This is a genomic window from Bacillus sp. z14 (2026) (assembly GCF_058313575.1).
In genome coordinates this window covers 147,325-174,016 of the sequence record NZ_JBZFQK010000003.1, presented here as the reverse complement: position 1 = coordinate 174,016, position 26,692 = coordinate 147,325, and the positions used below count along the sequence as shown (strand labels likewise).

General features: G+C 38.3%; 24 protein-coding genes and 1 pseudogene. 19 read left to right on the top strand and 6 right to left on the bottom strand.

What is annotated here, in order from left to right; genetic code table 11:
• Positions 1–112: 112 nt before the first annotated feature.
• A complete protein-coding gene (gene nagE / locus AC4G3O_RS11880) occupies positions 113–1,567 on the top strand; it encodes an N-acetylglucosamine-specific PTS transporter subunit IIBC (protein ID WP_139892239.1) in 1,455 nt (484 codons plus the stop codon).
• A 209-nt stretch (positions 1,568–1,776) separates the two neighbouring features.
• Here the strand turns inward: nagE and AC4G3O_RS11875 are convergent, their stop codons facing one another.
• Positions 1,777–2,601, bottom strand: coding sequence for a PRD domain-containing protein (locus tag AC4G3O_RS11875; RefSeq protein WP_066106335.1), 825 nt, complete (start codon positions 2,599–2,601; stop codon positions 1,777–1,779).
• 226 nt (positions 2,602–2,827) lie between these two features.
• On the opposite strand from AC4G3O_RS11875, the gene AC4G3O_RS11870 reads away from it, so the two are divergent.
• The 4 genes from AC4G3O_RS11870 to AC4G3O_RS11855 all read left to right on the top strand — a co-directional run bounded on the left by AC4G3O_RS11870 (position 2,828) and on the right by AC4G3O_RS11855 (position 6,867).
• On the top strand, positions 2,828–3,997 hold the full coding sequence (locus AC4G3O_RS11870) for an iron-containing alcohol dehydrogenase (protein ID WP_066106338.1): 1,170 nt from the start codon (positions 2,828–2,830) through the stop codon (positions 3,995–3,997).
• Entirely contained in the window at positions 3,990–4,388 is a 399-nt protein-coding gene (locus AC4G3O_RS11865) for an acyl-CoA thioesterase (protein ID WP_066106341.1), read from the top strand. The genes AC4G3O_RS11870 and AC4G3O_RS11865 overlap by 8 nt, the downstream gene beginning before the upstream one ends.
• A 147-nt stretch (positions 4,389–4,535) precedes the next feature.
• Entirely contained in the window at positions 4,536–5,792 is a 1,257-nt protein-coding gene (cypC, locus tag AC4G3O_RS11860; protein WP_491136223.1) for a CYP152 family fatty-acid peroxygenase CypC, read from the top strand.
• A gap of 166 nt (positions 5,793–5,958) precedes the next feature.
• Positions 5,959–6,867: an SDR family oxidoreductase gene (locus AC4G3O_RS11855; protein WP_066106347.1), complete on the top strand. Its 909-nt coding sequence runs from the start codon at positions 5,959–5,961 to the stop codon at positions 6,865–6,867.
• Positions 6,868–6,930: 63 nt separating this feature from the next.
• On the opposite strand, the gene AC4G3O_RS11850 is transcribed toward AC4G3O_RS11855, so the two are convergent.
• Positions 6,931–7,575: a DUF4272 domain-containing protein gene (locus tag AC4G3O_RS11850; RefSeq protein ID WP_066106350.1), complete on the bottom strand. Its 645-nt coding sequence runs from the start codon at positions 7,573–7,575 to the stop codon at positions 6,931–6,933.
• Positions 7,576–8,193: 618 nt separating this feature from the next.
• Positions 8,194–9,258 carry a ribosome small subunit-dependent GTPase A gene (rsgA, locus tag AC4G3O_RS11845; protein ID WP_491136222.1) on the bottom strand — a complete coding sequence of 355 codons (1,065 nt, stop codon included), beginning with the start codon at positions 9,256–9,258 and terminating at the stop codon, positions 8,194–8,196.
• Positions 9,259–9,691: 433 nt separating this feature from the next.
• Between rsgA and desA the strand changes: the two genes are divergently transcribed.
• The 11 genes and pseudogenes from desA to AC4G3O_RS11790 form a co-directional block, all read left to right on the top strand.
• On the top strand, positions 9,692–10,702 hold the full coding sequence (gene desA, locus AC4G3O_RS11840) for a Delta(5) desaturase DesA (RefSeq protein WP_066106354.1): 1,011 nt from the start codon (positions 9,692–9,694) through the stop codon (positions 10,700–10,702).
• A gap of 93 nt (positions 10,703–10,795) precedes the next feature.
• A complete protein-coding gene (locus AC4G3O_RS11835) occupies positions 10,796–11,929 on the top strand; it encodes a sensor histidine kinase (RefSeq protein ID WP_066106359.1) in 1,134 nt (377 codons plus the stop codon).
• Positions 11,926–12,525: a response regulator transcription factor gene (locus tag AC4G3O_RS11830; protein WP_139892244.1), complete on the top strand. Its 600-nt coding sequence runs from the start codon at positions 11,926–11,928 to the stop codon at positions 12,523–12,525. The genes AC4G3O_RS11835 and AC4G3O_RS11830 overlap by 4 nt, the downstream gene beginning before the upstream one ends.
• A 477-nt stretch (positions 12,526–13,002) precedes the next feature.
• On the top strand, positions 13,003–13,731 hold the full coding sequence (locus AC4G3O_RS11825; protein ID WP_066106365.1) for an amino acid ABC transporter ATP-binding protein: 729 nt from the start codon (positions 13,003–13,005) through the stop codon (positions 13,729–13,731).
• Positions 13,732–13,746: 15 nt separating this feature from the next.
• Positions 13,747–14,556 carry a transporter substrate-binding domain-containing protein gene (locus AC4G3O_RS11820; protein WP_491136221.1) on the top strand — a complete coding sequence of 270 codons (810 nt, stop codon included), beginning with the start codon at positions 13,747–13,749 and terminating at the stop codon, positions 14,554–14,556.
• Positions 14,557–14,618: 62 nt separating this feature from the next.
• Positions 14,619–15,254, top strand: a complete 636-nt coding sequence (locus AC4G3O_RS11815; protein ID WP_077248128.1) for an amino acid ABC transporter permease — start codon at positions 14,619–14,621, stop codon at positions 15,252–15,254.
• Between the two features lie 12 nt (positions 15,255–15,266).
• Positions 15,267–15,929, top strand: coding sequence for an amino acid ABC transporter permease (locus AC4G3O_RS11810; RefSeq protein ID WP_490558763.1), 663 nt, complete (start codon positions 15,267–15,269; stop codon positions 15,927–15,929).
• 313 nt (positions 15,930–16,242) lie between these two features.
• The gene (gene murB / locus AC4G3O_RS11805) at positions 16,243–17,157 is read left to right on the top strand and encodes a UDP-N-acetylmuramate dehydrogenase (protein ID WP_491136220.1); all 915 of its coding nucleotides are present in this window, start codon (positions 16,243–16,245) and stop codon (positions 17,155–17,157) included.
• Positions 17,158–17,330: 173 nt separating this feature from the next.
• Entirely contained in the window at positions 17,331–18,539 is a 1,209-nt protein-coding gene (locus AC4G3O_RS11800; protein ID WP_066106383.1) for a quaternary amine ABC transporter ATP-binding protein, read from the top strand.
• Positions 18,536–20,275, top strand: a complete 1,740-nt coding sequence (locus tag AC4G3O_RS11795) for a glycine betaine ABC transporter substrate-binding protein (RefSeq protein ID WP_066106386.1) — start codon at positions 18,536–18,538, stop codon at positions 20,273–20,275. Before AC4G3O_RS11800 ends, AC4G3O_RS11795 begins: the two co-directional genes overlap by 4 nt.
• A gap of 167 nt (positions 20,276–20,442) precedes the next feature.
• Positions 20,443–20,544, top strand: a pseudogene (locus AC4G3O_RS11790) (adenine deaminase C-terminal domain-containing protein); the annotation flags it as partial.
• Between the two features lie 48 nt (positions 20,545–20,592).
• On the opposite strand, the gene AC4G3O_RS11785 reads toward AC4G3O_RS11790, so the two are convergent.
• Positions 20,593–20,871, bottom strand: coding sequence for an AbrB/MazE/SpoVT family DNA-binding domain-containing protein (locus AC4G3O_RS11785; RefSeq protein WP_066106388.1), 279 nt, complete (start codon positions 20,869–20,871; stop codon positions 20,593–20,595).
• A gap of 208 nt (positions 20,872–21,079) precedes the next feature.
• Here AC4G3O_RS11785 and AC4G3O_RS11780 point away from each other — a divergent pair, with 208 nt between their 5' ends.
• Complete coding sequence (locus AC4G3O_RS11780) at positions 21,080–21,322, top strand: YkuS family protein (protein WP_066106389.1); 243 nt, start codon at positions 21,080–21,082, stop codon at positions 21,320–21,322.
• Between the two features lie 59 nt (positions 21,323–21,381).
• Here AC4G3O_RS11780 and dnaN read toward each other — a convergent pair whose 3' ends face one another.
• Together dnaN and AC4G3O_RS11770 are read right to left on the bottom strand one after the other, a co-directional pair.
• Entirely contained in the window at positions 21,382–22,512 is a 1,131-nt protein-coding gene (dnaN, locus tag AC4G3O_RS11775; protein WP_491136219.1) for a DNA polymerase III subunit beta, read from the bottom strand.
• Positions 22,513–22,990: 478 nt separating this feature from the next.
• Complete coding sequence (locus tag AC4G3O_RS11770; RefSeq protein ID WP_491136218.1) at positions 22,991–24,157, bottom strand: MFS transporter; 1,167 nt, start codon at positions 24,155–24,157, stop codon at positions 22,991–22,993.
• Between the two features lie 293 nt (positions 24,158–24,450).
• Between AC4G3O_RS11770 and AC4G3O_RS11765 the strand changes: the two genes are divergently transcribed.
• Positions 24,451–25,965 carry an ABC transporter permease gene (locus AC4G3O_RS11765; protein ID WP_491136217.1) on the top strand — a complete coding sequence of 505 codons (1,515 nt, stop codon included), beginning with the start codon at positions 24,451–24,453 and terminating at the stop codon, positions 25,963–25,965.
• Positions 25,966–25,977: 12 nt separating this feature from the next.
• Positions 25,978–26,676 carry an ABC transporter ATP-binding protein gene (locus tag AC4G3O_RS11760; protein ID WP_491136216.1) on the top strand — a complete coding sequence of 233 codons (699 nt, stop codon included), beginning with the start codon at positions 25,978–25,980 and terminating at the stop codon, positions 26,674–26,676.
• Positions 26,677–26,692 lie beyond the last annotated feature (16 nt).

Here is a 26,692-nt window from a genome sequence, read left to right as displayed (position 1 = left end):
GATGAGAACTTTAGGAAAGTGCATTATTTTGAAAACGTTTTCAAAATCTGGTCAAATGTATGGCTTGAAAGCGTAGTCTAGCTCACTAATTAAAAGAAGCGGAGGGAGTAAAGTGAAGAAGTATATACAAAGGCTGGGCGGCTCGTTAATGTTGCCTGTCGCAGTTTTGCCTGCTGCTGCTATTTTGATGGGACTTGGTTACTGGATTGACCCTGATAACTGGGGTGCTGACAGCCCTTTGGCGGCTTTCTTAATAACAGCCGGTAAATCAATTATTGACAGTATTCCAATCCTATTTGCAGTCGGTGTGGCGCTTGGAATGTCAAAGGATCGGGATGGTTCAGCTGCTTTAAGTGGCTTAGTTGCCTTTTTAGTTGTAACGACCTTGCTGGCACCGGAAACGGTTGCGATGTTAAAAGGGATTGAATTAGAAAATGTGCAACCAGGCTTTGATAAAATCAAAAATGCATTTGTCGGAATCATATCAGGTATTATAGCATCTTCTATGTATAACAGATTCAGTCATGTCAAGCTTCCGGATGCATTGGCTTTCTTTAGCGGTAAACGTTTGGTGCCGATTATGACAGCCTTAACCATGCTGGTTGTCTCTATCGTTTTACTATTTGTTTGGCCTCCTGTTTATACTGCTCTGATTTCATTTGGTGAAGGTATCTCTAAATTGGGAGCCGTAGGTGCCGGTCTTTACGGATTTTTTAATCGATTACTAATACCAACCGGTTTACACCATGCGTTAAACCAAGTATTCTGGTTTGATGTTGCGGGCATTAATGATATCAGTAACTTCTGGAAAGGTGAAGGTGTAAAAGGTGTCACTGGAATGTATCAGGCCGGATTCTTCCCGGTAATGATGTTTGGGTTACCTGCTGCTGGATTGGCTATGTATCATACGGCGAAAACAAAACATAAGAAACAGATCGCTTCCTTAATGCTTGCTGCAGGCTTTGCTGCATTTTTTACAGGTGTGACAGAACCTCTTGAGTTTGCTTTTATGTTTGCAGCCCCATTATTATACTTAGTCCATGCTGTATTGACAGGAATTTCTCTAGCGGTTGCCGCCACTTTTCATTGGACAGCGGGGTTTGGATTCAGTGCTGGTTTTATAGACTTTGCCCTAAGTTTCAAATTACCGCTTGCAAATCAGCCTTATATGCTGATTGTCCAGGGATTAATTTTTGCAGTCATTTATTATTTCTTGTTCCGATTCATTATTGTGAAATTTAATCTTAATACACCTGGAAGAGGAGAAGAATTGGAGAATGAGGCAAATGGAATGCAATCTGCTGCGGCCTCTATTGAAAATAAATATGCTAGTTTAGCTGCTGAGATTTATACAGGATTGGGTGGGAAAGAAAATATCGTTTCTGTTGATAATTGTGCAACTCGCCTTAGACTGGAAGTCAAAAATATGGAAGCGGTTGATCAAAATAAAATTAAATCAACCGGTGTACATGGTATTAAGATAACCGGAAGGGAAAGTCTGCAGGTTATTGTCGGTACAAACGTTCAGTTTGTTGCTGATGAATTAAAAAAATTAGTAAAGAACTAGTTCATAATCGTTTTAAATGAAAGATACAATCATAGAATTTCAAGTGGATCCTATTAAATTGGCAACTTAGCTTCATTTTTTGCAGGCATCTAGCCTATAATGCAACTCAAACGAAAGCTCTTTCCAGTCGATATGGAAAGAGCTTTTTTTAGTATTACAAGTTCAACTATGAGAGAAGCGGTCAAAGCTATCAGCAATAAATAACATAATCATCCCTTTCTGCCTCGCAATCTCTCAATATGAATCGTAATATAGCCAATTTCCTCAGAGGGAAGATGTATGCCATGCTGTGTAGATAGATGTTCTGCGATTGTTTTAGCACATTGGTAAGAGGAAGGAAACTTACTGCTTATCATCATTAGCATTTCTTCATCCATTGTGCGTTCAGGAGCTTCATTGACTCTATACAGGGTGTAGCGAAAATGAGTTATTAAGCGCTCGTAGGAAAGTCCTGTTTCTTCTAAACTGATAGAAAAATAGTCCCTGATCATATGTACAATTTCATTAATAATAGAAGTTTGGCGCAGGGAGACTTGCAGATTTCCAGACGGAATAGATGCCGTATGCAGATGGAGCGCGATAAAGGCAGCTTCATCTATGGGCATTTGTATACCTATTTTCTCCTTAACATGATTGATCGCCCAAATGCCTATGTCAAACTCCTTTTTATATAAAACTCTTATTTCGGGGATAAGTTTATTTTTTATAAATATACCATCTTCATGGCGTTCAATCGCAAACGTAAGATGGTCTGCGAGAGCAATAAAGATATGGGGATTTAATTTTACTTGAAGGCAATCCTCAGCATACTGAATAATCTCCTGTGTTAGAATCATATGCTCATTGGGGATTTGGGGCAAAAGCTGATCAAAATGATCACTGTTTTTGATAACAAATAGTTTATCGATCTTATTCCTATTGATGATATCGTTTTTCCCTTTATTAAATGCAATTCCTGGACCCAGCGCAATTTTTTCCTGATTTTCATCCATGACAATAACGGCATTATTATTAAGGACTTTCTTGATTTTCATGCATCTTCATCTCCTGCAATCCTTGGCATATTAGTTTTATATCGATGGGAAAGTGGTTACTTCTATCATATTAAAATAGATAATAGATGTAAAATTTATATTTAATTGGAAGAAAATTGTGTAGTTGTTAAAAATATAACAGGAAATAGACGGTTTATAACGAAGTATGTAAAAGAAGTCTTTAGATTTTCAGTAAAGAGTCATTAATAGAGAAAAGGAGGCTGTGATGGTGTTGTCTACTATTAAATTACCAAGTCAAACTTTTATCGGCTGGGGTTCAATGGAGAGACTGGATGAAGGTTTGCAATCTATGAAAAGTAATAAAATCCTGCTAATCACTGACCAAATATTACTTGATATTGGATTGCTTACACCTTATATGACTCCATTGCAATCAAAATATAGAGTTGAAATTTACACAGATGTAGAGCCAGAGCCGACTCTTGCTTGTGCTCAACGATTGGTCGATTTTGCAAGAATAGAAGATTTTGATTGTATTGTAGGTATTGGCGGAGGATCGGTATTGGATTTAGCTAAGCTGGCCGCGGTTATATCTGACAATGAAGGGGATGTTGCCGACTATTTAAATTTAACTGGGACAAAACCAATCCTCCGTAAAGGGAAACAAAAAATATTAATCCCGACCACCTCGGGGACTGGAAGTGAAGTGACGGATATTGCCGTGTTATCACTTGATGGAACAAAAGATGTCATTACCCATAAGTATTTGTTGTCTGATCTGGCAATTGTCGATCCGCAGCTGACTGTTTCTGTACCAAGACGAATTACGGCTGCTACCGGTGTGGATGCTTTGACACATGCGATAGAGTCATATCTTTCAGTCCAAGCGAATGATGTGACGGATGGGATTGCCATTCAAGCAATTAAGCTTATTGGAGGGGCAATCCGCAGGGCTGTACAAAATGGTGAGACCCCGGAAGCAAGATCAGCAATGAGCCATGGGAGTTATCTGGCTGGCCTGGCTTTTCACAATGCAGGTGTAGCCGGTGTCCATGCACTTGCGTATCCACTAGGAAGTCAATACAAACTGCCTCATGGTGAATCGAATGCTGTATTGCTGCCTTATGTAATGGACTATATTAAGGAACATTGCCAGGATAAAATGAGTCATCTAGTAACGATGCTGGGAGATGAAAAGCAGACGCCATTCGAGGTGTTTCATCAATTGATAGAGGACGTTGGATTGCCTGTCACATTGAAAGAATATGGTGTGAAGGAAGCCTCGTTGGTAGGATTGTCCGATGATGCGAACAAACAGACAAGGCTGCTGGCCAGAAGTCCGCTCCCTTTAAATAAGGATGATATATTGAACATTTATCAGCATGCATATAAAGGAGTGCCTTTGAGTAGGGAGGCGGGAGGCCGGTATGTATAAGAAAACGATAGAGCCGAGAGTTTCTGAAACAGATGGCATTGGCCATGTCAATAATACGACGATTCCCATTTGGCTTGAAGCAGCAAGGAACCCGATTTTTAAACTGTTTACTCCAGATCTCTCATTTCAGAAATGGAAAATGATCATTCTAAATATGAATATAGATTATAGTAGACAAATATATTTCGGTACAAATGTCGAAGTTTTCACATGGGTTAAACGCATTGGAAATACAAGCTTGGAGCTGTATGAGGAGATTCACCAGAATGGTCAGGTTTGTGCCAAAGGGACAGCAGTATATGTTAATTTTAATTTGGAGACTCAGAAAACAGAACCTATACCGCAACATTTAAAACATGAACTTTCCCAGCATGTATATATTGAAAATTGATTAGAGACTTACGGATTACGTAAGTCTTATTTCTATTAGGGCAGCTAGTTGGTACAGAACGGAAATGGCATGCATGAATAGTATGTTTATATACTTTTCTGAGGGGTATCCTGTTTTATTATGGACTATATATGAGGAGCTGTTGATATGAAAGGTATAAAAGAAATTCCTCGTGAAAAAACCGTTGATAACACCCTTACCCTATTATCAGAAGGGTACGAATTTATTTCTAACAGGCGAAAGCAATTCAATTCGGACATATTTCAGACTCGCCTTCTGGGACAGAAGGTTATTTGTATGACAGGAGAGGAAGCTGGAAGAGCCTTCTATGATGAAGATCGATTTATTCGTAAACCGGCAATTCCGATGAGAATTCAGAAATCTCTTTTTGGTAAAAATGGTGTACAAACGCTGGATGAAGAAGAACACCGACATCGTAAAGGGATGTTCATGTCGATTATGACACACCAAAGTTTGGACAAACTCCAGGAAATCACAAAAAAACAATGGATGTCGGTTATCCCTAAATGGGAAAAGAGTAAAAAAGTGATTTTAATGGAAGAGGCTAAACAAGTTCTTTACAGGATTGCCTGTGAGTGGGCTGGAGTTCCGTTAAAAGAAAAGGAAGTAAAAAAGAGAGCAGAAGAAATGTTTAATTTAGTTGATTCTATTGGTGGAGTGGGTCCAAGATACCAAAAAGGCAGATGGGCAAGAAGAGACTCAGATAAGTGGGTTGCTGATATTATTGGACAAGTACGGGATGGGAAAATAAGAGCTGAGCAAGGTACTGCTTTATCGATCATAGCTAATCATCGTGATTTGACTGGTGAATTGTTGGAACCGGAATTGGCTGCGGTCGAATTAATTAATATCATTCGACCTGTGGTGGCTAATTGTTATTTTGTTGTATTCTGTGCTATAGCGATGCATGATTATCCTGAGGTACGTAAATTATTGAAAACCAATAATGAAGTGTACAATAAAATGTTTGTACAGGAAGTACGTCGCTATTATCCTTTTGCACCATTTTTAGGAGCCAGAGTCCGCAAAGACTTTTATTGGAATGAATATCCGTTCAAAAAAGGGACATTGGTTCTTTTGGATCTATACGGAACCAATCATCATCCGAATCTTTGGGATGATCCAGATACATTTAACGTTGAGCGATTTAGAGAATGGAAGGACAGCCCATTTGCCTTTATTCCACAAGGCGGCGGAGATTATGATAAGGGACACCGTTGTGCAGGGGAATGGGCTACCGTCAAGATTTTGCAAACAACTGTTGATTTTCTAGTTAAAGATATTGATTATGAAGTACCCGAACAGGACTTAGCAATCAGTAAGACCAGAATACCAACCTACCCAAAAAGTGGATTCATTATCCAAAATGTAAAAAGTATTTAAATGAAGGGCACCCAGAGTGGGTGTCTTTTTTATGTTAAAGGGATTATAGGAAGCCACCTGTCTCTTGATGGGCTATTTTAATAAATATATAACCCCAGGGTGCATATAGGACACTTTTCTGCTATACGCATAATAGTGAGGCTAAAATTCGGGAGGTCTGAATTATATGTATCCATACTATAAGTATTTAAGGAAGGAAAGATATTGTAAAGATGTACCGATTGCTTTTCCTCCTCAACATCAAAGCGAGCATCCGGGGTTGGAATATGTAATGAATCCTAGACCTATATCTGAAAATCCATACTACAAAGGGAGCGGAAAGCTGGAGAGGAAGACTGCGCTTATTACAGGAGGAGATTCAGGTATTGGCAGAGCGGTCGCCTATTCTTTTGCGAAAGAGGGTGCGAATGTTGCTATTGTATATCTGTATGAGCATGAGGATGCCGAGGAAACAAAAGAAAGAATCGAGAAGCTAGGGGTTAAGTGCCTGCTTATATGTGGAAATCTTACCCATGAGGATATGTCAGTGGCTGCCGTTCGTCAATGTTTGGACGAATTTGGAAAGATCGATATTTTGGTAAATAATCATGCTGTACAGTTTGTTCAAAAACGGATTGAGGATATTACGGAGGAACAACTTGATTTAACATTTCGTACGAATATTTATTCCTATTTTTTTATGGTGAAGGCTGTCCTGCCACATCTCCAGCGTGGGTCTTCTATTATAAATACAGCTTCCGTAACAGCATATAATGGTCACCCTAAGCTATTGGATTATTCAGCAACGAAAGGGGCGGTTGTTACATTTACGCGTTCGCTTTCTCTTTCTTTAATAAAAAAGGGGATTCGGGTAAATGGTGTAGCTCCAGGACCAATTTGGACACCGCTGATTCCGTCTTCATTTTCAGCTGAAGAGGTAAAGACTTTTGGAACATTAACTCCTGAGGTACCGATGAAGCGAGCAGGCCAACCATTTGAAATTGCCCCCAGCTATGTATTTTTAGCATCAGATGATTCGAGCTATATGTCGGGGCAAATCCTCCATCCAAATGGAGGGGATATGGTAAGTTCGTAACAAGTAGTGACGAAACTGCAAGCCAAGGCATCCCCATCTGAATTGATCGAATATAGTATAGGTTTAGATTGTATCCATTGATATATCGTCCCATTCCTCATCCAAGATATTAATCATCCAATTTAGAGCATATCTTCTCTCGTAAACAACACCGGGACTAATTTCAATCGGAAATTCTTCATTATTCATACGAGTTTCGGCAATAGCCCAATGGAGTCTGTACAAAAGATCGAGTGCATCCAGTATTTCATTTTTGTCCCGATAGGAAGCCCGTTCCAATAGCTCTTCCTTGGTAGAATGCAATACAAGATCATAAAGTGTTTCTACATCGGATAAAGTATGTGGGAATGGAAGATCGGGTATCAGATTAATGGCCCATAAAAGGGCAGAGTTACATTCAATTTTCCAGGAGTAGGTGTTATATTCGTCCTGGTCAGGTTCTTCATTCTCAATGAACTCTTTTTCCTCAGGAGAAAATAATTCTTTCGCATTGTAACTCTCTAAAAATTCGTCGATCGTTTCATCGGGGGCACCGCTGCCTTTAGCCGATACTATGGTGATGGCAATAATTCGGTCAATCACCTGTTCAATATCTTTAAAATGCAGGCTATTTTCACTTTCTAATGTATGTAAGTGTGTATTTATTGGGATTCCCATCTCTTTTAATAATTTTTCTGTCCGCTTTTTTCTTCCTATTGGACTATTCATTTAAATCTCCTCTTTCTGTACAAAGGCCTGCCTTTTATCTTGTAAATATGGATAATCATTTTGTCATGATGATTTTAACATATTTTGGTTAAATGATTGAATATTCTGCACTGGGAGGAGAATTTTGTAATTTTTTTATGTAAGAGGGTTTGTATAAGAGAGGTTTGATTTGAGTGGGCAGTTCACTCAGAAAGATAAGGTAGTGCAAAAGAAAAAGAACGATGACATTACCACAGGATGTGGCGAATTTAGTCTTCGTTCCTTAACCCAGCCCTTCAGCCTTTTGCTTAATCCAGATTCAGGGCCTAGGAGCTCAGGACATAAGCATGACCTCTACAGGAGGGAGAACACCTCCTTCCGAGCTCCTGAGCTAGGCCCTTCATTTTTTTGCTTAATCTAGCTTCGACGGCTAGAAGCTCAGGACGTAAGCATGGTCTCTGCAGGAGGAAAAAACACCTCCTTCCGAGCCCCTGTCTTATGCTCCTCGCTTCTGGGCAAGCCGTCTCAGCTTTTTGCTTAATCTAGGTTCAGGGCCTAGCTCCTCGAGACATAAGTGTAGCCACTACGGAGGCCTACAGGATGTAGGTCACGAAGACGTTGCCACAGGACGTGACGAATTTAGTCTTCGATCCTTAATCCAGTTGTTTCAGCCTTTTGTTTTTTCCATTTAGCTTTTTCCGCTAGTGCGGCGCGTTGGTTTTCTTTTCGGTTTAGGTAGGCGAGTTCGCGTTGGAGTTTTAGGTAGCTGGCAAAGCGTTCTTTACTCAGCGTTTTATTGAATATTGCCTCCTGTACTGCGCAACTTGGTTCGGTTTTGTGTTTGCAGTCTGTAAATTTACATTGTGCAGCTAATTCTTCTATATCAGTGAAACTATGACTGATTCCTTCGTCTGCTTCCCATAATTGTAATTCCCTCATTCCGGGAGTATCAATTATGATCCCTCCTCCATTAAGGATAACTAGTTCTCGGTGTGTAGTTGTGTGTCTCCCTTTATCGTCATCTTCCCGAATGGATTTAACCTCTAGGATGCTGTCGCCGTATAGTACATTTGTTAATGTTGATTTACCGGTACCAGATGAACCAAGTAAAGCAACCGTTTTACCTTCTTGAATATAAGGGTCTAATTGCTCTAAACCTATCCTATTTTCCGCACTGATAGCATGAATGGGTACACCTAATGCGACTGCCTCTACTTCTCTGATTTTTTGATCAACATCATCACATAAATCAGATTTGCTTAAAATAATGACAGGATTTGCTCCGCTTTCCCAAGCCATTAATAAGTAACGTTCCAGCCTGCGCATATTAAAATCGGTGTTAAGTGCATTGACTAAGAAAATGGTATCGATATTGGCTGCGACAAGTTGCTCTTCAGTAGTCACTCCAGCTTTCTTTCTTGAGAATTTACTTCTTCTTGGCAGTACTGCGTGGATGGTTGCTTTTTGCTCCTCTTTTCGGGAAGTGATGGCAACCCAATCACCGACTGCAGGAAAATCGGAGCTTTCCTTTGCTTCATGACGCATTTTGCCTGTAACTTCAGCTAAAAGATTACCATCTTCCGAGAAAACACGATACATACCCTTATGTTCCAAAGCTACACGGCCTACTGTATATTCTTTATGGCTATATTGTTTGAAAGCTTCTTCAAAATGCTGATTCCAGCCTAATTGTTTTAAATTCAATTTAAATTCCTCCAAATGATTGTTTTGATTGCAAAATAAAAAGGAGGCCAAATACGTTGGTCTCCTTTATGTCGTTTCTGTGTTATAGACAGATTCGGACAAATAAAAACCGTGGGCGCACACAGCCCACGGAAATATGCAAATTCAATCATGTTAAAATAAAGGAATTTTATGCATCCTTACCAGAGGGCTGTAATATGAAATTGACAGAAACTATATTTACGATTTGAGTTTCCATAATACATTCCTCCTTTAAGTAAGTGATTACATTAACTATAGTTTAATTTTTTTTGATTTGCAAATGAATTATTCAGTTTATTCAAAAATGTTTGTATATGACATATGTCATGTTCACCTATTGACGTTTATGACTAGTTTGGAGTTGAACTATTCTATAACATTAAGAATAAATATTGTTATAGAGGTGAATAAAATGTCCAAGGAGAAGAATATATCCTTAAGAAAACAAATTGCTCCCTATGAAAAGGCGAATACAAAATCAAGCGTAAAACAAATTCTAAATACATTTATTCCATTTTTAATTCTTTGGTTTGCTGCCTATCAAAGCCTGGAGATTTCGTATTGGCTGACATTGTTTTTTGCGGTACTTACATCCGGATTTGTTATTAGATTATTTATTATCTTCCATGATTGCTGCCATCAATCCTTTTTTAAAAATAGGAAATGGAACGATATTTTAGGGACGATAACTGGAGTTATTACCATGTTTCCATATGAACAGTGGAAAAGAAGTCATTCCATTCATCATGCGACAAGCAGTAATTTGAATAAGCGTGGAACCGGAGACATTTGGATCATGACTGTCGAGGAATACAAGATGGCCTCGTTTAAGGAAAAGTTAATATATCGACTATATCGGAATCCAATTGTCATGTTTGGGTTAGGTCCTATCTATTTATTTTTAGTTACAAATCGTTTCAATCGTAAGGGTGCCAGAAGAAAAGAACGCATAAACACGTATATTACCAATCTATCTATCGTCGTCATATATGCATCTATGTGCTTGCTCATCGGTTGGAAAGAATTTTTATTGATTCAATTGCCGATCTTGTTTATTGCAGGTGCTCTGGGAATCTGGTTATTCTATGTACAGCATCAATTTGAAGATTCATATTTTGAGGAAGAAAAAGATTGGGACTATGTCAAAGCGGCAATCGACGGAAGCTCCTATTATAAGCTTCCAAGAATTCTTCAATGGGTGACGGGGAATATAGGGTTTCACCATGTCCATCATTTAAGCCCAAGAGTACCAAATTATCATCTTGAAAAAGTCCATAATGAGACTGCTCCTTTACAGCAAGCTACAACCATTACGATATCTTCAAGCTTAAAGGCAATCCGTTTTCGCTTATGGGATGAAAAAGGTAAAGGCTTTGTGAGCTTTAAAGACATAAATAGGCGTGCTGGTAAGGTAAAGTCATAATTTAGATGTTACAAAAAAATACAGTAAATTTACTGTATTTTTTTTATTTACTGGTATATGCTGAAGTAAAATTAATGGAGGGGGAGAGGACAATTGAATGCTTTGAATCAGTTATTTCCAACTAATAAAGGACTGAATCTTTATGTTTGGCTCGTATTTAGTATTCTCCCTTTCTATTTTATTTTTCATGCAAAATCCATTTTTATGATTGTGTTAGGAATCATTCTTATTCTGTTATTTTTTATAAGCAATCGTATTTCAGCTATTTCGAAAGGTGGATTTGTTTATTTCTGGGTAGGAATCCAAATGGCGATTTGTATCGCTATGTCATTAATATTTGGGTTTGTTTATTTTTCGCTCTTTCTGGCTTATTATATTGGAACTGTTGAGAATAAGGTAGGTTTCTTTATTTTATATGGTATTCATGTTGGAGGCACAGTACTGACGGTTAATTGGGGATTCATTACTCAGAATCCACTCTTCTTTTCACAATTTCCTTTTATTTTAATATGTGTAATTGGTGTTATTTTACTTCCATTGAGCTCCTATAATATTCACAAAAGAGAAAGGCTGGAGGCTGAGCTGAAAGATGCTCACAAACAAATATCAGATTTAGTTAAGCTTCAGGAACGCCAGCGAATTGCAAGGGACTTACATGATATTCTTGGTCAGAAACTCTCGTTGATCGGACTGAAAAGTGATTTGGCCGGTAGGCTGGTACAAATAAATCCGGAGCAGGCAAAGAATGAATTGAAAGATATTCAAGTGACTGCAAGAACAGCATTAAAAGAAGTGCGTGACATTGTAGCTGATATGAGGGGCACCAAAATGGAGGATGAATTAATCCGTATCAAGCAAATATTGAGAGCAGCTCAAATGGAATTTTATGTTGAAGGAGAAGAGAGTATCCAGAAGATTCCGCTGCTTGTGGAAAATGTATTGAGTATGTGTTTAAAGGAAGCTATTACTAACATCGTGAAGCATAGCAGGGCCAATGAATGCAGACTCGATATTAAAAAAACGCATACAGAATTAACAATGATTATTCAGGATAATGGAACAGGAATTGTTGAAAAAGAAATGGGTAAAGGGAATGGATTAAAGGGAATGAGGGAGCGGCTTGAATTTGTGAATGGAAGCCTTGATATTCGGGTTAATTCAGGAACAGAATTAATTTTTAAAATTCCACTGATAGAGCGGAACGTTCAACAGGAGGTAATGGCATGATTAAAATCGTAATAGCTGAAGATCAAAGAATGCTGCTTGGTGCATTAGGCGCATTGTTAGATTTAGAACCAGATATGACGGTAGTTGGTAAAGCTAAAAATGGAGAGGAAGCTATATCCATGATCAAACAGCATAAGCCAGATGTTTGTGTGATGGATATAGAAATGCCTGGAAAAAGTGGACTCGATGTCGCAGAAGAATTAAAAGGAAGCGCATGCAAAGTAATTATACTTACAACCTTTGCGAGATCAGGTTATTTTGAAAGGGCACGAAAAGCGGATGTACGCGGGTATTTGTTAAAGGACAGTCCGAGTGAAGAACTGGCCAACTCTATCAGGGTTATTATGGATGGACGACGTATTTATGCACCCGAACTGGTTGACATGATTTATGAAGAGGAAAACCCTCTTACGGAACGTGAACAGCAGGTTTTGGGCTTAATAGCTGATGGGAAAAATACGAAGGAAATTGCCAATCAACTATTTATAACAACAGGGACGGTTCGAAACTATATCTCTGTCATACTTGATAAACTGGACGTCAATAATCGAATAGAAGCTATCTCTCGATTTAAAGAAAAAGGCTGGTTTAAGTAGAATATGTTATAATTTTTAAAAAATATGATTGATAATGTTATAATATACCAGTAAAATCTAAATTATATGATGAAATATAGGTAAAATAGGATTGAACAAATGTAGTAACATGTTCCTATTTTGCTTTTTCATTTATCGGAGGAAATATTCCTTTTAAACATCTTTAGATCTACATTTCTATTACCTCAGAGTATGACACTTCTTAGTACAGCAAGTTTTACATCTAGATGAGATGAATTTGCTACTTCAATTCTATTAGAATGATTAAACCACTACACACAGATAATAAAATAGTATATTCCCATGATAATAAGAGGTTATTTCATGAATCTTATCTAAGTATAATTACCCCAAAAATGGAAAACATTGTTTTAATTTGGTTGACGGACAAACTTTATATACATATAATTCTAAGTAGTCCATATAATATCAGAAAATATAAAATATTGCCGCAAATATCAGCAAGGGGGAAGTATTTTGATTGTCTTTGATCATGTAAATAAGTATTTTGGTGATTTTCATGTTCTAAAAGATATAAATCTACAAATTGAAAAGGGAGAAGTAGTAGTCGTAATTGGACCTTCGGGATCTGGTAAAAGTACGATGCTCAGATGTATTAATCGTCTCGAAGCGATTAATAGCGGTACTTTAAAAGTAAATGGTATTTCGGTGACGGATAAAAAGACAAATATCAACGAGCTTCGTCGTGATATCGGTATGGTATTTCAGCATTTTTATTTATATCCTCATAAAACAGTCCTTCAAAATATAACATTGGCTCCTATGAAAGTGTTGGGTAAGTCTGAAGAGGAAGCCGTAAAGACTGCAAAACTATATCTTGAAAAAGTAGGTATCCCTGATAAGGCAAATGCATTTCCTGCCCAGCTTTCCGGCGGGCAGCAACAGCGTGTTGCTATTGCGAGAGGATTAGCGATGAATCCGGAAGTTATGCTTTTTGATGAACCAACCTCTGCTCTCGATCCTGAGATGATTGGTGAAGTATTGGATGTTATGAAAGCGCTGGCGAAGGAAGGCATGACGATGGTTGTCGTCACGCATGAAATGGGCTTTGCGAAAGAGGTTGCTAATCGTATTGTCTTTATGGATGAAGGAAAAATTTTAGAAGAATCCACACCGGCTGAATTCTTTACGAATCCACAGGAAGAAAGGGCTCGTTCATTCTTAAGCCGTATTTTAAATCATTAATAAGGGGGAAAAAGAATGTCATTAAAAAAGTTTTGGAAGGTATCAATACTCTCAATCATTGCTGTATTCATGTTGACAGCCTGCGGTAGTAAAGAAGAAACAACCGGAGGATCATCTGAAAACGGTCTGGAAAAAATTAAGGGTAAAGATAAAATCGTATTTGGTGTGAAAAATGATACACGTCTGTTTGGATTGAAAAATACAAGCACTGGTAAAGTAGAAGGCTTTGATGTGGACATTGCAAAAGCATTGGCTAAAGAGGTAATCGGGGATGAAAATAAAGTAGAGTTCGTAGAAGTAACTTCTAAAACGCGTGTGCCACTGCTACAGAATGGAAAAATTGACGCTGTTGTTGCCACTATGACAATTACAGAGGAACGTAAAAAAGAAGTAGATTTCACAGATGTTTATTTTGAAGCAGGTCAATCATTGCTTGTTAAAAAGGGAAGCAAAATTAAAAGCATAGATGATTTAAAAGCAGGTACCAAAGTTCTTGCTGTTAAAGGTTCTACTTCTGCTATTAATATAGCAGAAAAAGCACCGGATGCAGAAGTTCTGCAATATGAAAACTATGCAGAAGCTTTTACAGCACTTAAATCCGGACAAGGAGATGCTTTAACAACGGATGATGCCATCCTGTATGGAATGGTTGATGAAGATCCTTCGTATGAATTAGTTGGCGGACAATTTACGGAAGAGCCATATGGAATCGCTGTTAAAAAAGGTAATACAGAATTAGTGGATGAATTAAATAAAGCTCTAAAAACAATTAAAGATAACGGAACTTATGATGAGATACTTAATAAATGGATCAAAAATAAATAATTTCTCCAATCAGGATGGGCATACAGGCTCATCCTGATTGATTAAGAGGAGTGAATCAATTGCTGGATTTTTCTATACTCGCAGAAAATATGGATATGTATTTAGAGGGTTTTCTAAAGACGATACAAATAAGTTTATTAGCCCTCGTAGGAAGCTTTTTTTTAGGGGCATTGATTGCAGTCATGAGGATTGCGCCGTTCAAGCCACTAAATTGGATTGGGACTGCCTATGTTGAATTTGTCCGAAATATCCCCTTATTGATCATTGCATTTATCTTTTATTATGGAGCGAAAATGCCAGGCTTTGCGGCGGGATCATTAGCATTAACGATCTATACAGCTGCCTTTATAGCAGAAGCCATTCGTGCGGGGATCCTTTCAATTCACAAAGGGCAAATGGAAGCAGCCCGTTCATCAGGTTTAACCTATGGGCAGGCTATGAGAATGATTGTTTTGCCTCAGGCTATAAAAGTTGTAATTCCTCCATTAGGCAATCAATTTATCAATTTAGTTAAAAATTCATCCATTTTGGCTGTCATTGCCGGCGGTGAATTAATGTATCAGGCTGATTTGATCTCTCTCCACACATTTGTTGTATTTGATGTCTATATTTTTGTTGCTATATTCTATTTGGTTATCACCATTCCACTAAGTTTAGGTGTTGGCTATTTAGAAAAACACCTGGAAAAAAGCTCGTAAGGAGGCGTAATCATGGATTTTGCAGGAGCATATACGCCCGATAATCTCAAATTTTTAGTAGATGGATTTCTTGTTACGCTAAAGGTTGCTGTAATTTCTATTATCCTTAGTTTTATTATCGGGGGGATATTAGGAATAATCCGTTATGCCAAGATACCATTGTTATCAAAGGTTGTGGCGGTTATAGTAGAAACGATTCGAAATCTGCCACTAATCCTAATTATTTTCTTTGTTTATTTTGGTTTACAGGATCCAAGCAGAGGCTGGTCCTTGAATATGAGTGTAACGACTGCTGCCATTATGGCGTTAACCATTTTTGAATCTGCTATGATCTCAGAAATTATCAGAAGTGGCTTAAACTCAGTGCCAAAAGGACAAATAGAAGCAGCCCGTTCATCAGGTTTAAATTATATGCAGACACTTATTCATATTATTTTGCCACAGGCCTTGCGGAACATGGTTCCACCTATTGTTAGTCAGTTTATTTCCTTGTTAAAAGATACATCATTAGCGGTTATTATTGCATTGCCAGAACTGACACATAACGGCCAGATTATTTACGCGCAAAACGGGAACTATATTTACCCCATCCTGATTCTCGTTGCACTTATGTATTTTGTGGTTAATTACGGTTTATCCTTAGTTGCAAGAACATTAGAGATTAAAAGGGCTTAGAGTGTGTACTTAGCATCATCCTTAAGGAGGGATGATGCTTTTTGCACATTAGTTTAGGTATATGTCATATACATAAAGAAAAATGGTTCATTTAATTAACTCGATGTATCTTGGTATAGATATAACTATTTTTTTATAGGGCATATTTATAGTATGATAGTCAATGAGGTTGTTCTAAAGATATCTCACTAACAGGATTATCGTTTTACTCATGAATGTGATTTTAGCGATTTCCAACCATTTGCAGTGATTTCCCAGAGTGAATCATGTATATAATAAGATATGACAAATATAAATTCAGAAGGTTGAGAGTATGAATAAACAAAAAACAATTGAAGAATTGCAGCAGATTATTCAAGCAGAACATATTAAACAGGATGAACCTTTACGTGAATATACATTTACTAAAACGGGTGGGAATGCAGACTTTTTGGTGTTGCCTACAACCTATGAAGAGGTTCAAAATACGATACTTTATGCACATAAGAATGATATTCCGTTGACGATTTTAGGGAATGGGTCGAATTTAATTGTTAGAGATGGTGGAATAAGAGGAATTGTCCTGATTCTAAATCATTTGGATAAGATTTATATGGAAGATGGGAAAATTATTGCCCAGAGCGGAGCAACCATTATTGATGTATCCCGCTTTGCTTTAGAACAGAAGCTGACGGGACTAGAGTTTGCGTGCGGAATCCCCGGTTCAGTCGGTGGAGCTGTGTATATGAATGCTGGTGCTTACGGTGGAGAAATCTCCCAGGTGATTGAGTCAGCGATCGTGTTAAATGAGAAGGGTGAGCTTCTTACATTGACGAAAGATGAGATGGAGCTTACTTACCGCAGCAGTTTGATTGCCAAGCAAAACTATATCGTTTTAGAAGCCCGTTTTGCCCCAGTACCGGGAGATGTAAAAGAAATTAAAGAAAAAATGGATGAGTTAACCTTTTTAAGGGAGTCCAAGCAACCGCTTGAGTATCCTTCCTGCGGAAGTGTATTTAAACGTCCGCCGGGCTATTTTGCAGGTAAACTGATTCAGGATAGCGGCCTGCAAGGAGCTCAAATTGGTGGAGCACAGGTTTCTACAAAGCATGCTGGGTTCATTATTAACACTGGAGATGCTACTGCTACTGACTATCTGGCATTAATTAAGCATGTTCAGGACACGGTTAAAGCTAATTTTGGCGTCAGTCTGGAAACAGAAGTAAAAATAATTGGTGAAGAAGAATAGAGTTTTTATATATTGAATGTCTGGCCCCTCATAAAAGAGGGGCTTTTTTAGTGTCAATTCTCATGAAAAAGGGTATAAAGGAGCAAAAAAGTTTAGATTTTCACAAAATAGGATATAGTAATAAGTAGGGAAAAATGGTTTGATTCAAAAAAATACATAGAAGGAGTGGTTGTTTGCAGCCAAAAATAAGTATAAAAAATGTTGTAAAAGTGTTTGGGAAATCTCCACAATCTGCACTTGAATTATTGAAGCAGGGCTCTTCAAAAAAAGATATCTTAAAGAAAACAGGATGTACGATTGGGGTTAATAATGCCAATCTTGATATCTATGAAGGAGAAATTTTTGTAGTTATGGGATTATCGGGGAGTGGGAAATCCACGTTGATTCGAATGTTAAACCGTCTAATTGCCCCGACATCCGGTGAGATATTGATTGATAATGAGAATATAGTCAACATGTCACCGGCTGAATTACGTGAAACTAGAAGAAAGAAAATTAGTATGGTGTTTCAAAACTTCGCCCTATTCCCTCATAAAACTATCCTGGAGAATACAGAGTATGGATTGGAAATTCAAAAAATACCTGAACAGGAACGAAAACAGAAGGCAATGGAATCACTGGAAGTGGTTGGCCTAAAAGGATATGAAGATCAATATCCATCCCAATTGAGCGGCGGAATGCAACAGCGTGTTGGACTTGCGAGGGCTTTGGCCAGTGATACAGATATTCTTCTTATGGATGAGGCATTTAGTGCCCTTGATCCACTTATCCGCAAAAGCATGCAGGATGAGCTGCTGGAGATCCAGGATAATTACAAAAAAACAATTGTGTTTATTACGCATGACTTGGATGAAGCTTTAAGAATAGGTGACCGGATCGCTTTGATGCGTGATGGCAGGGTAATTCAAGTGGGAACTCCTGAGGAAATCATGATGAATCCTGCCAATGATTATGTTGAACGATTTATTGAAGATATCGATTTGTCACATGTTCTGACTGCGTCTTCGATTATGACTCGGGCGGAACGTATTACAATTGACAGAGGTCCTCGTGTTGCCTTACAAATTATGAAAGACAGGGGATACTCCAGTATATTTATCGTAGACCGCAAGCAGACACTGCTTGGGGCGCTCTCCGCCGACCAGGCAAGAGAAGCTATTCTAAAGAAAATCCCTATAGAAGAGGTCATGACAAAAGAAGTGCCAACAGCATTGGAAAATACGATTCTATCTGATTTGCTCGACGATATGGCAAATGCACAAATCCCATTAGCAATCGTTGATGAAGCTAACAGATTGAAGGGTGTTCTTGTACGTGGTGTTGTCATTGGAGCATTGGCTGGTAACAAAGATGTACTCCAAGATAAGGAGGAAAGTCAATGAACCTAGAAAAATTACCGATAGCTTCTGGAGTAGATCGTTTTATTGATTGGGTAACAGAAGTATGTGGACCACTATTTAATTGGATTTCGATGTTCATTCAAACTATTATTGATACAAGTGTGGAAGTACTGGGCTTAGGACCTTCCATTCTGTTAATTATCCTGATTACTCTGCTAGTTTTATATACAAATAATTGGGGCATGGCATTATTAACGTTTATAGGATTATTATTGATTGATAATTTAGGATTATGGGATGCTATGATTCAAACATTGGCATTAGTATTGGCATCCGTACTGATTACGGTTATTGTCGGAGTCCCAATTGGTATTTGGGCGTCACAGAGTAATACGGTGAAGAGAATTGTAATGCCGATTCTGGATTTCATGCAAACGATGCCTGGCTTCGTTTATCTGATTCCTGCCATCCTTTTCTTTGGAATTGGAGTCGTTCCGGGAATCGTGGCCTCTTTTATTTTCGCTGTTGCGCCGACGATTCGAATGACGAACTTAGGAATCCGGGAGGTTCCGGCAGATTTAATAGAAGCTTCTCAAGCCTTTGGTTCCACCACGTGGCAGAAAATCACAAAGGTCCAACTGCCATTGGCTGTTTCAACGATAATGGCCGGAATCAACCAAAGTATCATGCTTTCTTTATCTATGGTGGTTATGGCATCCCTTGTTGGTGCGCCTGGATTGGGTGCCGAGGTATACCGTGCCGTTTCGCAAATAGCAGTAGGTGAAGGATTCGAAGCTGGTTTAGCACTTGTTATCATTGCAATTATTTTAGACAGATTATCGCAAAACCTCAGAACTCCTGTATATGAAAGAGTAATTGCTAAGAAATGGGTTTATAGTTTCATCATCTTAATTTTCCTTGGAGGATACGCATATATAGCATTATCTTCTTCTGCAGAAACAGGTACAAAAGATGATGCTTATGTGGGCAATCAGGTGGATTATAAAATTGTGGGTATTGAGCCTGGAGCAGGAATTATGTCAGCAACTGAAGAAGTGTTGAAGAAATATGGACTGGAAGAAGACTGGACTTTGCAGGAAGGATCATCTGCTGCTATGGTTGCTGAGCTTCAAAAAGCTTACGATAATCAGGATCCAATTATTCTGACAGGTTGGACACCGCATTGGAAGTTCCAAAAATATGATCTGAAATATTTAGATGATCCCAAGAATGTATATGGCCAAAGTGAAAACATCCATACATTGGTCCGAAAAGGTTTGAAAGAAGAGTTGCCTGGAGCAGAACAAATCTTAGATCAATTTTACTGGACTCCAGCTGATATGGAAGAGGTAATGGTGGACATGGAAGGAGGAATGACACCAAAAGAGGCAGCCGCCAAATGGATTGAAAAATATCCAAATAAGGTGGATCAATGGCTGACAGGTGCAGAAAAGGGAGAAGGACAAAGTATTAGTCTAATCTATGTTGCCTGGGAGTCAGAGATCGCATCAACAAATGTTATTGGTGAAGTATTAAGAATGCATGGATATAGTCCGGAATTAAAGCAGGTAGAAATTGGGCCGATGTTTGCATCAATTGCCAATCAAAAAGCAGATGCCATGGTTGCGGCTTGGCTGCCATTAACTCATAATGCCTACTATGATAAGTATAAGGAAGATTTAACCGATCTGGGTCCAAATCTAAAAGGTGCCAAGAGTGGACTCGTTGTTCCTACTTACATGGATATAGATTCAATCGAGGATCTAGTGAAAGAATAATTGAGTAAATGACATATTGTTTTGCAGATGATTTAGGGCATGAGTTCGGTACTTTACTGGACTCATGCTTTTTGTTTTGCCTGCATGATAAATCAGAAAGTTGGACGGCTGCATAAAGGATTAGAACAACTCGGTGCCTCAAAGGATGTTAATCCTTTTTAATGTGATCCTTTTTGGCACTGCCAGTTAGTCCGCAACTTAAATTAACAAATCAAGGACTCTTTAATGTCCAAGCATTTAAACATATTACAGTCGATGCTAGTAAGTAAGTATAAAATTCTCTTGAATTCGAGGTAAAGGCGATTCTTTATCGCCTTTTATCTTTCAATCACTCGATTTAATTCTGAATTTAGTATTCGTAATCCTTCCTGACTTAACACAATCTTTCCATTGGCTAATGAAATATTCTGATTACTGACTTCACCTGTAATGGCACAAGCCTTACCCGGTGTATATTTTTGCAGGATAATTTTGTCTTCATCCGTAAAAATCTCTATAGAATCTTTTATGTTAATATCAAGAGTTCTTCTAAGTTCAATCGGCAGTACAATTCTGCCGAGTTCATCGACTTTTCTAACAATCCCAGTTGACTTCATTTTCACACCACTTTTCTTTCCTTTTTATAGAATAATAGTCTTAAATTGGTTACAAGTAAATAGTTTTGCTCAAATATTAACATGATTGTAATACTAAATGCTATACCAGTAATAATAATATATATACCAATATTTCGATTGACCTTCTGCATTTTTGGTATAATTTGTCGCCTTAATGGACAATTTACATAAGAAGGAGGTGGATGTTATGGCTAAAATTGGTGTGGAGCAATCTTTATCAGACGTTCAACAAGCTTTACGTGATAAAGGACATAATGTAATCGAATTAAAACAGGAAAATGACACACAAGGGTGTGACTGCTGTGTTGTATCCGGCCTGGATATTAACGTAATGGGTATGCAGGATACAGCAACAAAAGCTTCAGTGATCAACGCTGATGGTCTTACTGCTGAGGAAGTATGTCAGGCAGTTGAAAACAGAATTCAATAAAAAATAACGGCTGCCGTGTACAAGCAGCCGTTATTTTTTTTCAAAGAAATAGATTTACATCAATACGATCGTACAGGGGATATAAGGTGAAGATGAGACGGATTGTTAACTGGTTCAATCAAGACGGGTCTTAAGGATCCGCCAAAACTTAATTTTACTTCTTTTTCTTTTATGGCTTTTAAAGCATCGAGTAGAAATTCTCCATCAAGAGATATACTTAAATTAATTTCACCTTGAACCATTCTGATATCCATTATTTCTTCGATTTTCCCCATGTCTGTTGAGTTTGATGCAATCTTTATTTGTTTACCATCTATCATTTCAATCAATATATTGTTATTTTTCCATTCACTTGCAAACAGCCGAGCCCGATCTATCCCCTTTAATAACTTTACTGTATCTAGTATCATGACGGTTTTCGAATCGGCTGGTATAAGTTTAGAGATGCCAGGGAAATTACCTTCAATAAGTCTGGAATATAATGAGGTAGTCGACGATTTGAATACGATATAATTGTCTAATATGTAAATATGTATAAGATCTTTTTCATTATTCATTAGTTTTGTGAGCTCAGTAAGGCTGGCACCAGGAACAATGAAAGAAGCTTCAATTTGTGAGTTTATTGGTACCTTCCTTAAAGCCAGTCGATGGGAATTGGTCGCAACACAGGTTAGCTTATTCTCTTTAAACGACATATTCACACCAGTTAGAACAGGTCTTGTTTCACTTTTGGAGACTGCAAATGTAGTTTGTTTGATTATTTCCATTAAGGCAGAGCTGTGTATCTGTATAAAATGGTTTGTCTTTATTGAAGGGTAAGTGGGATACTTGCCAGGATTAAATCCATTTAGGTATACCATGACTTCATCAGATTGAATTTTAGCTACGTTATTTCCAGTTACCTTTATATGAATATCATCAGATAATTTTTTTACAACTTCACATAAATATTTAGCTGGAAGAACTGTGCTGCCAGTTTCATCTATGTTTAATATCCGGATACCGTTCATTTCTAAAGGAATTATTTTTTCTATTGCAATATTGGAATTGCTGCCAATCAGGATTAAACAATCCTCCTTAGCGACCAACTTTATGCCTGTTAGAATTGGTAAAAGCGATTTTGTTGTCACTGCCCTGCTAACATCGGATAATGCCTCGTTGAAATAATCTTTACTTATTGTAAGTTCCATTAGAAGTCTCCCAAGTCCATAATTAGTTTCATGTATATTCAATTCTCCAAAAAGAATCATATTCCTTCTTTCAGCATGAATCCTTCCGGTTAACTTACTAGCCATTAAGTTGCATAAAATTAAGTAAAGGCTCCCCGCTAACAAAATGTTAGTTATGATATACCTATATTCTATAATTCACTCAAAATTCCTCCTAAATATAGACCGAATCTAGATTGCAAGTGAAATAGCGGAAAGGAAACTGATGATTAGGATATTCTAGGGAGAGTAACAGGGGGAATCCCGCCGATTCGGCAGGAAATCCAGCGGGAAAGAGGCAGAAACCATCCAATTAGGTGAATAAACCAGCGGAAAGCAGGAATAATCAAGCCGGATTGAGGAAAAAACCAGCCAGCGCCTGCCCATAGCGCTTAAGATTACCTCTTATAAAACAAAAAAGCCTCCGATGGTAAAAATCGAAGGCTTCAATACTATAATTTTATAAAGCTTGAACTTTTCTTGCCTGAGCATGGTAAACCTGATAAAGCAATAATGCACCTACAGTCAGAATAGCTCCTGAAATATAAGGGAGCCCAACGGCGAATGAATACAGTAGACCTCCAAGTGGCGGGCCGATGATCCTGCCAAGGGAATCAAAGGATGAAAGTAGTCCGGTTGAGCTGCCGTGTCCTCCTGTTGAGGTCTTTGTCAGCAATGCAGTGACAGCTGGACGAATAAGCCCATTGCCTAACCCGAAGATTGTTATAAAGAGTGTTGCAGTCCAGAAGCTATTGGTAAATAGGATTAGTATAAACCCGATGATTGAAACGATTAGCCCGATTTGAATGACTCGGCCTTCTCCCCATTTCTTCGTCATAATTCCAATGAGTCCTCCCTGCACAATCGCGCTTCCAAATCCCATAATCATAAAGATATACCCTAGCTGGACCGTATCAATTCCAGCCTTAATAGCGGCAAAATAAGCAAAAGTTGCTTCAAGACCAGCCATAGACAAAGATACGACGCATTGAAGCACGAACAGAATAGAAGCAGCACCGCTAAAATTCATCCACATCGATTTGTTGCCCGAGCTTTGTTTTCCTAACTGTTCAGCTGTTAAGGATTCCTTAAGAACAATAAGTACTAATAAGAACGTCAAAGTAGAGAGGATTCCGGCAATTAAGAAAGGCGTATTTAAGCTGGATTTTGAAAGAATCCCGCCAATTGCCGGACCGAAGATAAAGCCTAATCCGGTCGCTGCTCCTATAATCCCCATTCCTTTTCCACGATCTTCTTCAGTCGTAATATCTGCTACATAGGCCATGGTAGTTGGCATATTGGCTGAGGAAAGGATACCACCAATGATCCGTGCCACAAACATTATCCATAATGAATCGGCTATGGCCATGATGAAGAATGATAAAGCCAGACCAAATATACCGATTAACATGACTGGTTTTCTGCCGATTCGATCCGATATCTTTCCCCAAATCGGGGCGAAAATTAACTGCATTAACGAATAAACTGCCATTAGTAAGCCAAGTTGAGTAGGCGTGCCGCCGACCTCTTCTGCTAAAAATGGAAGGACCGGAATGATAATCCCGAAGCCAACCATCACTAAAAACATGACCAGGAATAGAACGGGCAATATTTTTTTATTTTCCATGAGTTTCTCCTCTAAAACCGCTCAAAATGCTTAGATAATTATGTGTCTATGAAGTATAAAAAAATCTATGTATCACAAGCGGTTATATTAATAGTTATATTCTTTTCAACTGTACATAATCAACATTTCTAACGTCAATTGTAAAGCTTTTCATACAAATATAATAGTTTCGCCTACACAAATATTTTTAGTTTTGTTTGACATTTTATCGACACATTATGGTCGTAAGATTTTTTATAGAAAAGCTTTTCTAAGGATTTACCCGGTATAGATTGTCAGAAAGGATGAAAAAGATGAACTTTATAAAAAGGGCTTTTTTAAGTGTAAAAGCCAGAAAAGGGAAGAGCATTCTACAGTTAGTTGTATTCACAGTTATCTGTGTGCTTGTTTTATCTGGCTTATCGATACAAACAGCAGCAAACAAATCAGCAGAGCTCGCAAAACAGAGTCTTGGTAGTGAAGTCACACTAAGTGCAGATCGAGAAAAATTAATGGAGCAGCAGCGACAGGAACGTGAAAATCAAGAAAACAGTGAAAATAGAGAACCTGTTAGATTGATGGAAGAGCCTGTCGCGGTTGAGGATGCCAATGAATTACTATCTTTGTCACAGATAAAAGGATATAACTATTATTCTACTACATTTGGAGTGGCTGGAAATTTTGATCCAATAGAAACAGAGTCAACAAGTACAACAAATGAAACGAACCAGAATGGTCAAGGTCCGGGATTCGGAGGAGGCGGCGGTCCAAGTATGGCAGATGCCGATATTAGTCTCCAGGGAGTAGCTTTTACGGATACAACAAGCGAATTTATGGATGGAGATGCCGAAATGGTAGAGGGCACTCATCTATCAGATGACCATTTAAATAAAAATGTAGCCATTATCGAAGAGACACTGGCTGAAGAGAACGAATTGGTAGTTGGGGACCAATTAGAGGTGACCTCTTCAACAGATGAAGATACAACAGTTGAAGTCGAAATAATCGGCATTTACAAAACTTCTTCAATATCTACTGATTCAGGTATGATGAACTTCACTGCCATGAATCCGTATAACAAAGTATATGTACCATACACACTTGTTAATGAATTGAAGGGTGAAGATTACAAGGATACAATCGAAAGCGCAGTCTACTACATGAATGACCCAGCGGATACGGATTCTTTTATTGAGGATGCAGAAGCGACCGGAGCTATTGATACGGACATATTTAAATTGGATGCCAACGATCAGTTGTATCAACAAATGGTTGAACCAATTAACAATGTAGCATCTTTTTCTAAGAACGTTGTCTATCTCGTGACTATTGCAGGTGCGATTATTTTAGGACTGATTGTAATGCTTGGTATACGGGAGCGTAAATATGAAATGGGCGTACTGCTTGCCATTGGAGAAAAGAAGAGCAAGTTGATAGGGCAGTTTATTGTAGAAATACTAATCATTGCTGTATTTGCACTTGGTATAGCTTCTGTCACTGGTAATGTAGCAGCTGATAAAATCGGCGATCAATTATTATCCCAGCAAGTAGAAACGGATACACAATCCACAATGGATCCATTTGGCGGTAAAGGAATGCAAATGGGAGGCGGCATGGGCCCTGGAATGGGAGGAGGAAACGCTCCTGGTGCACCGAATCAGGCACAGGTGGAAACACCTCAAGTGGATGATCTAGATGTTAAAGTAACTACTTCCGATCTTGGTATGTTAACCGGTATTGGATTACTGATTGCCATCCTGGCTACATTGATCCCATCATTATCCATACTTCGATTGCAGCCAAAAGCAATACTTTCAAGACAGGATTAGGAGGAACCGTAAATGAGCGCATTATTGGAGTTTAAGGATCTAAGTTATTGGTACAGACATAATAATAAACAGCATGATATAGTAAAGGAAATTAATGTTTCTTTTAATAAAGGATTATTTTATGCAATTGTCGGTCCTTCCGGTTCAGGAAAAACTACGCTTCTCGCCTTGGCGAGTGCGCTGGATGCTCCTAAGGATGGACAGGTATTATACGAAGGAAAAGATATTAGAAAAATTGGATATACCACGTTTCGAAATAAATATGTTTCGATTGTCTTCCAATCCTATAATTTACTGCCCTATATGACTGCGTTACAAAATGTCACTACAGCGATGGAGATTACCGGAAATAAGGTTAAGGACAAAAAACAGTATGCACTCGAGATGCTTAGAAAAGTGGGCATCGATGAAAAGCAGGCTGGACAAAAGGTGCTCACACTGAGTGGCGGTCAGCAGCAACGTGTCTCCATTGCACGAGCCCTTTGCTGTAAATCAGATTTAATTGTAGCAGATGAACCGACTGGAAACCTCGATGAGGATACCGCTCAAGACATCATTAAGTTATTTATGCAGCTGGCACATGAGGAAAATAAATGTGTCATCATCGTTACGCATGATCAGCATATTGCTGACATTGCAGATCAAACGATTCGCCTTTCTAAAGGCCAAATAACGATTGTTAATAATATAAGCGAACATTCGCACCAATAAGTGAATTTTGTTTAAT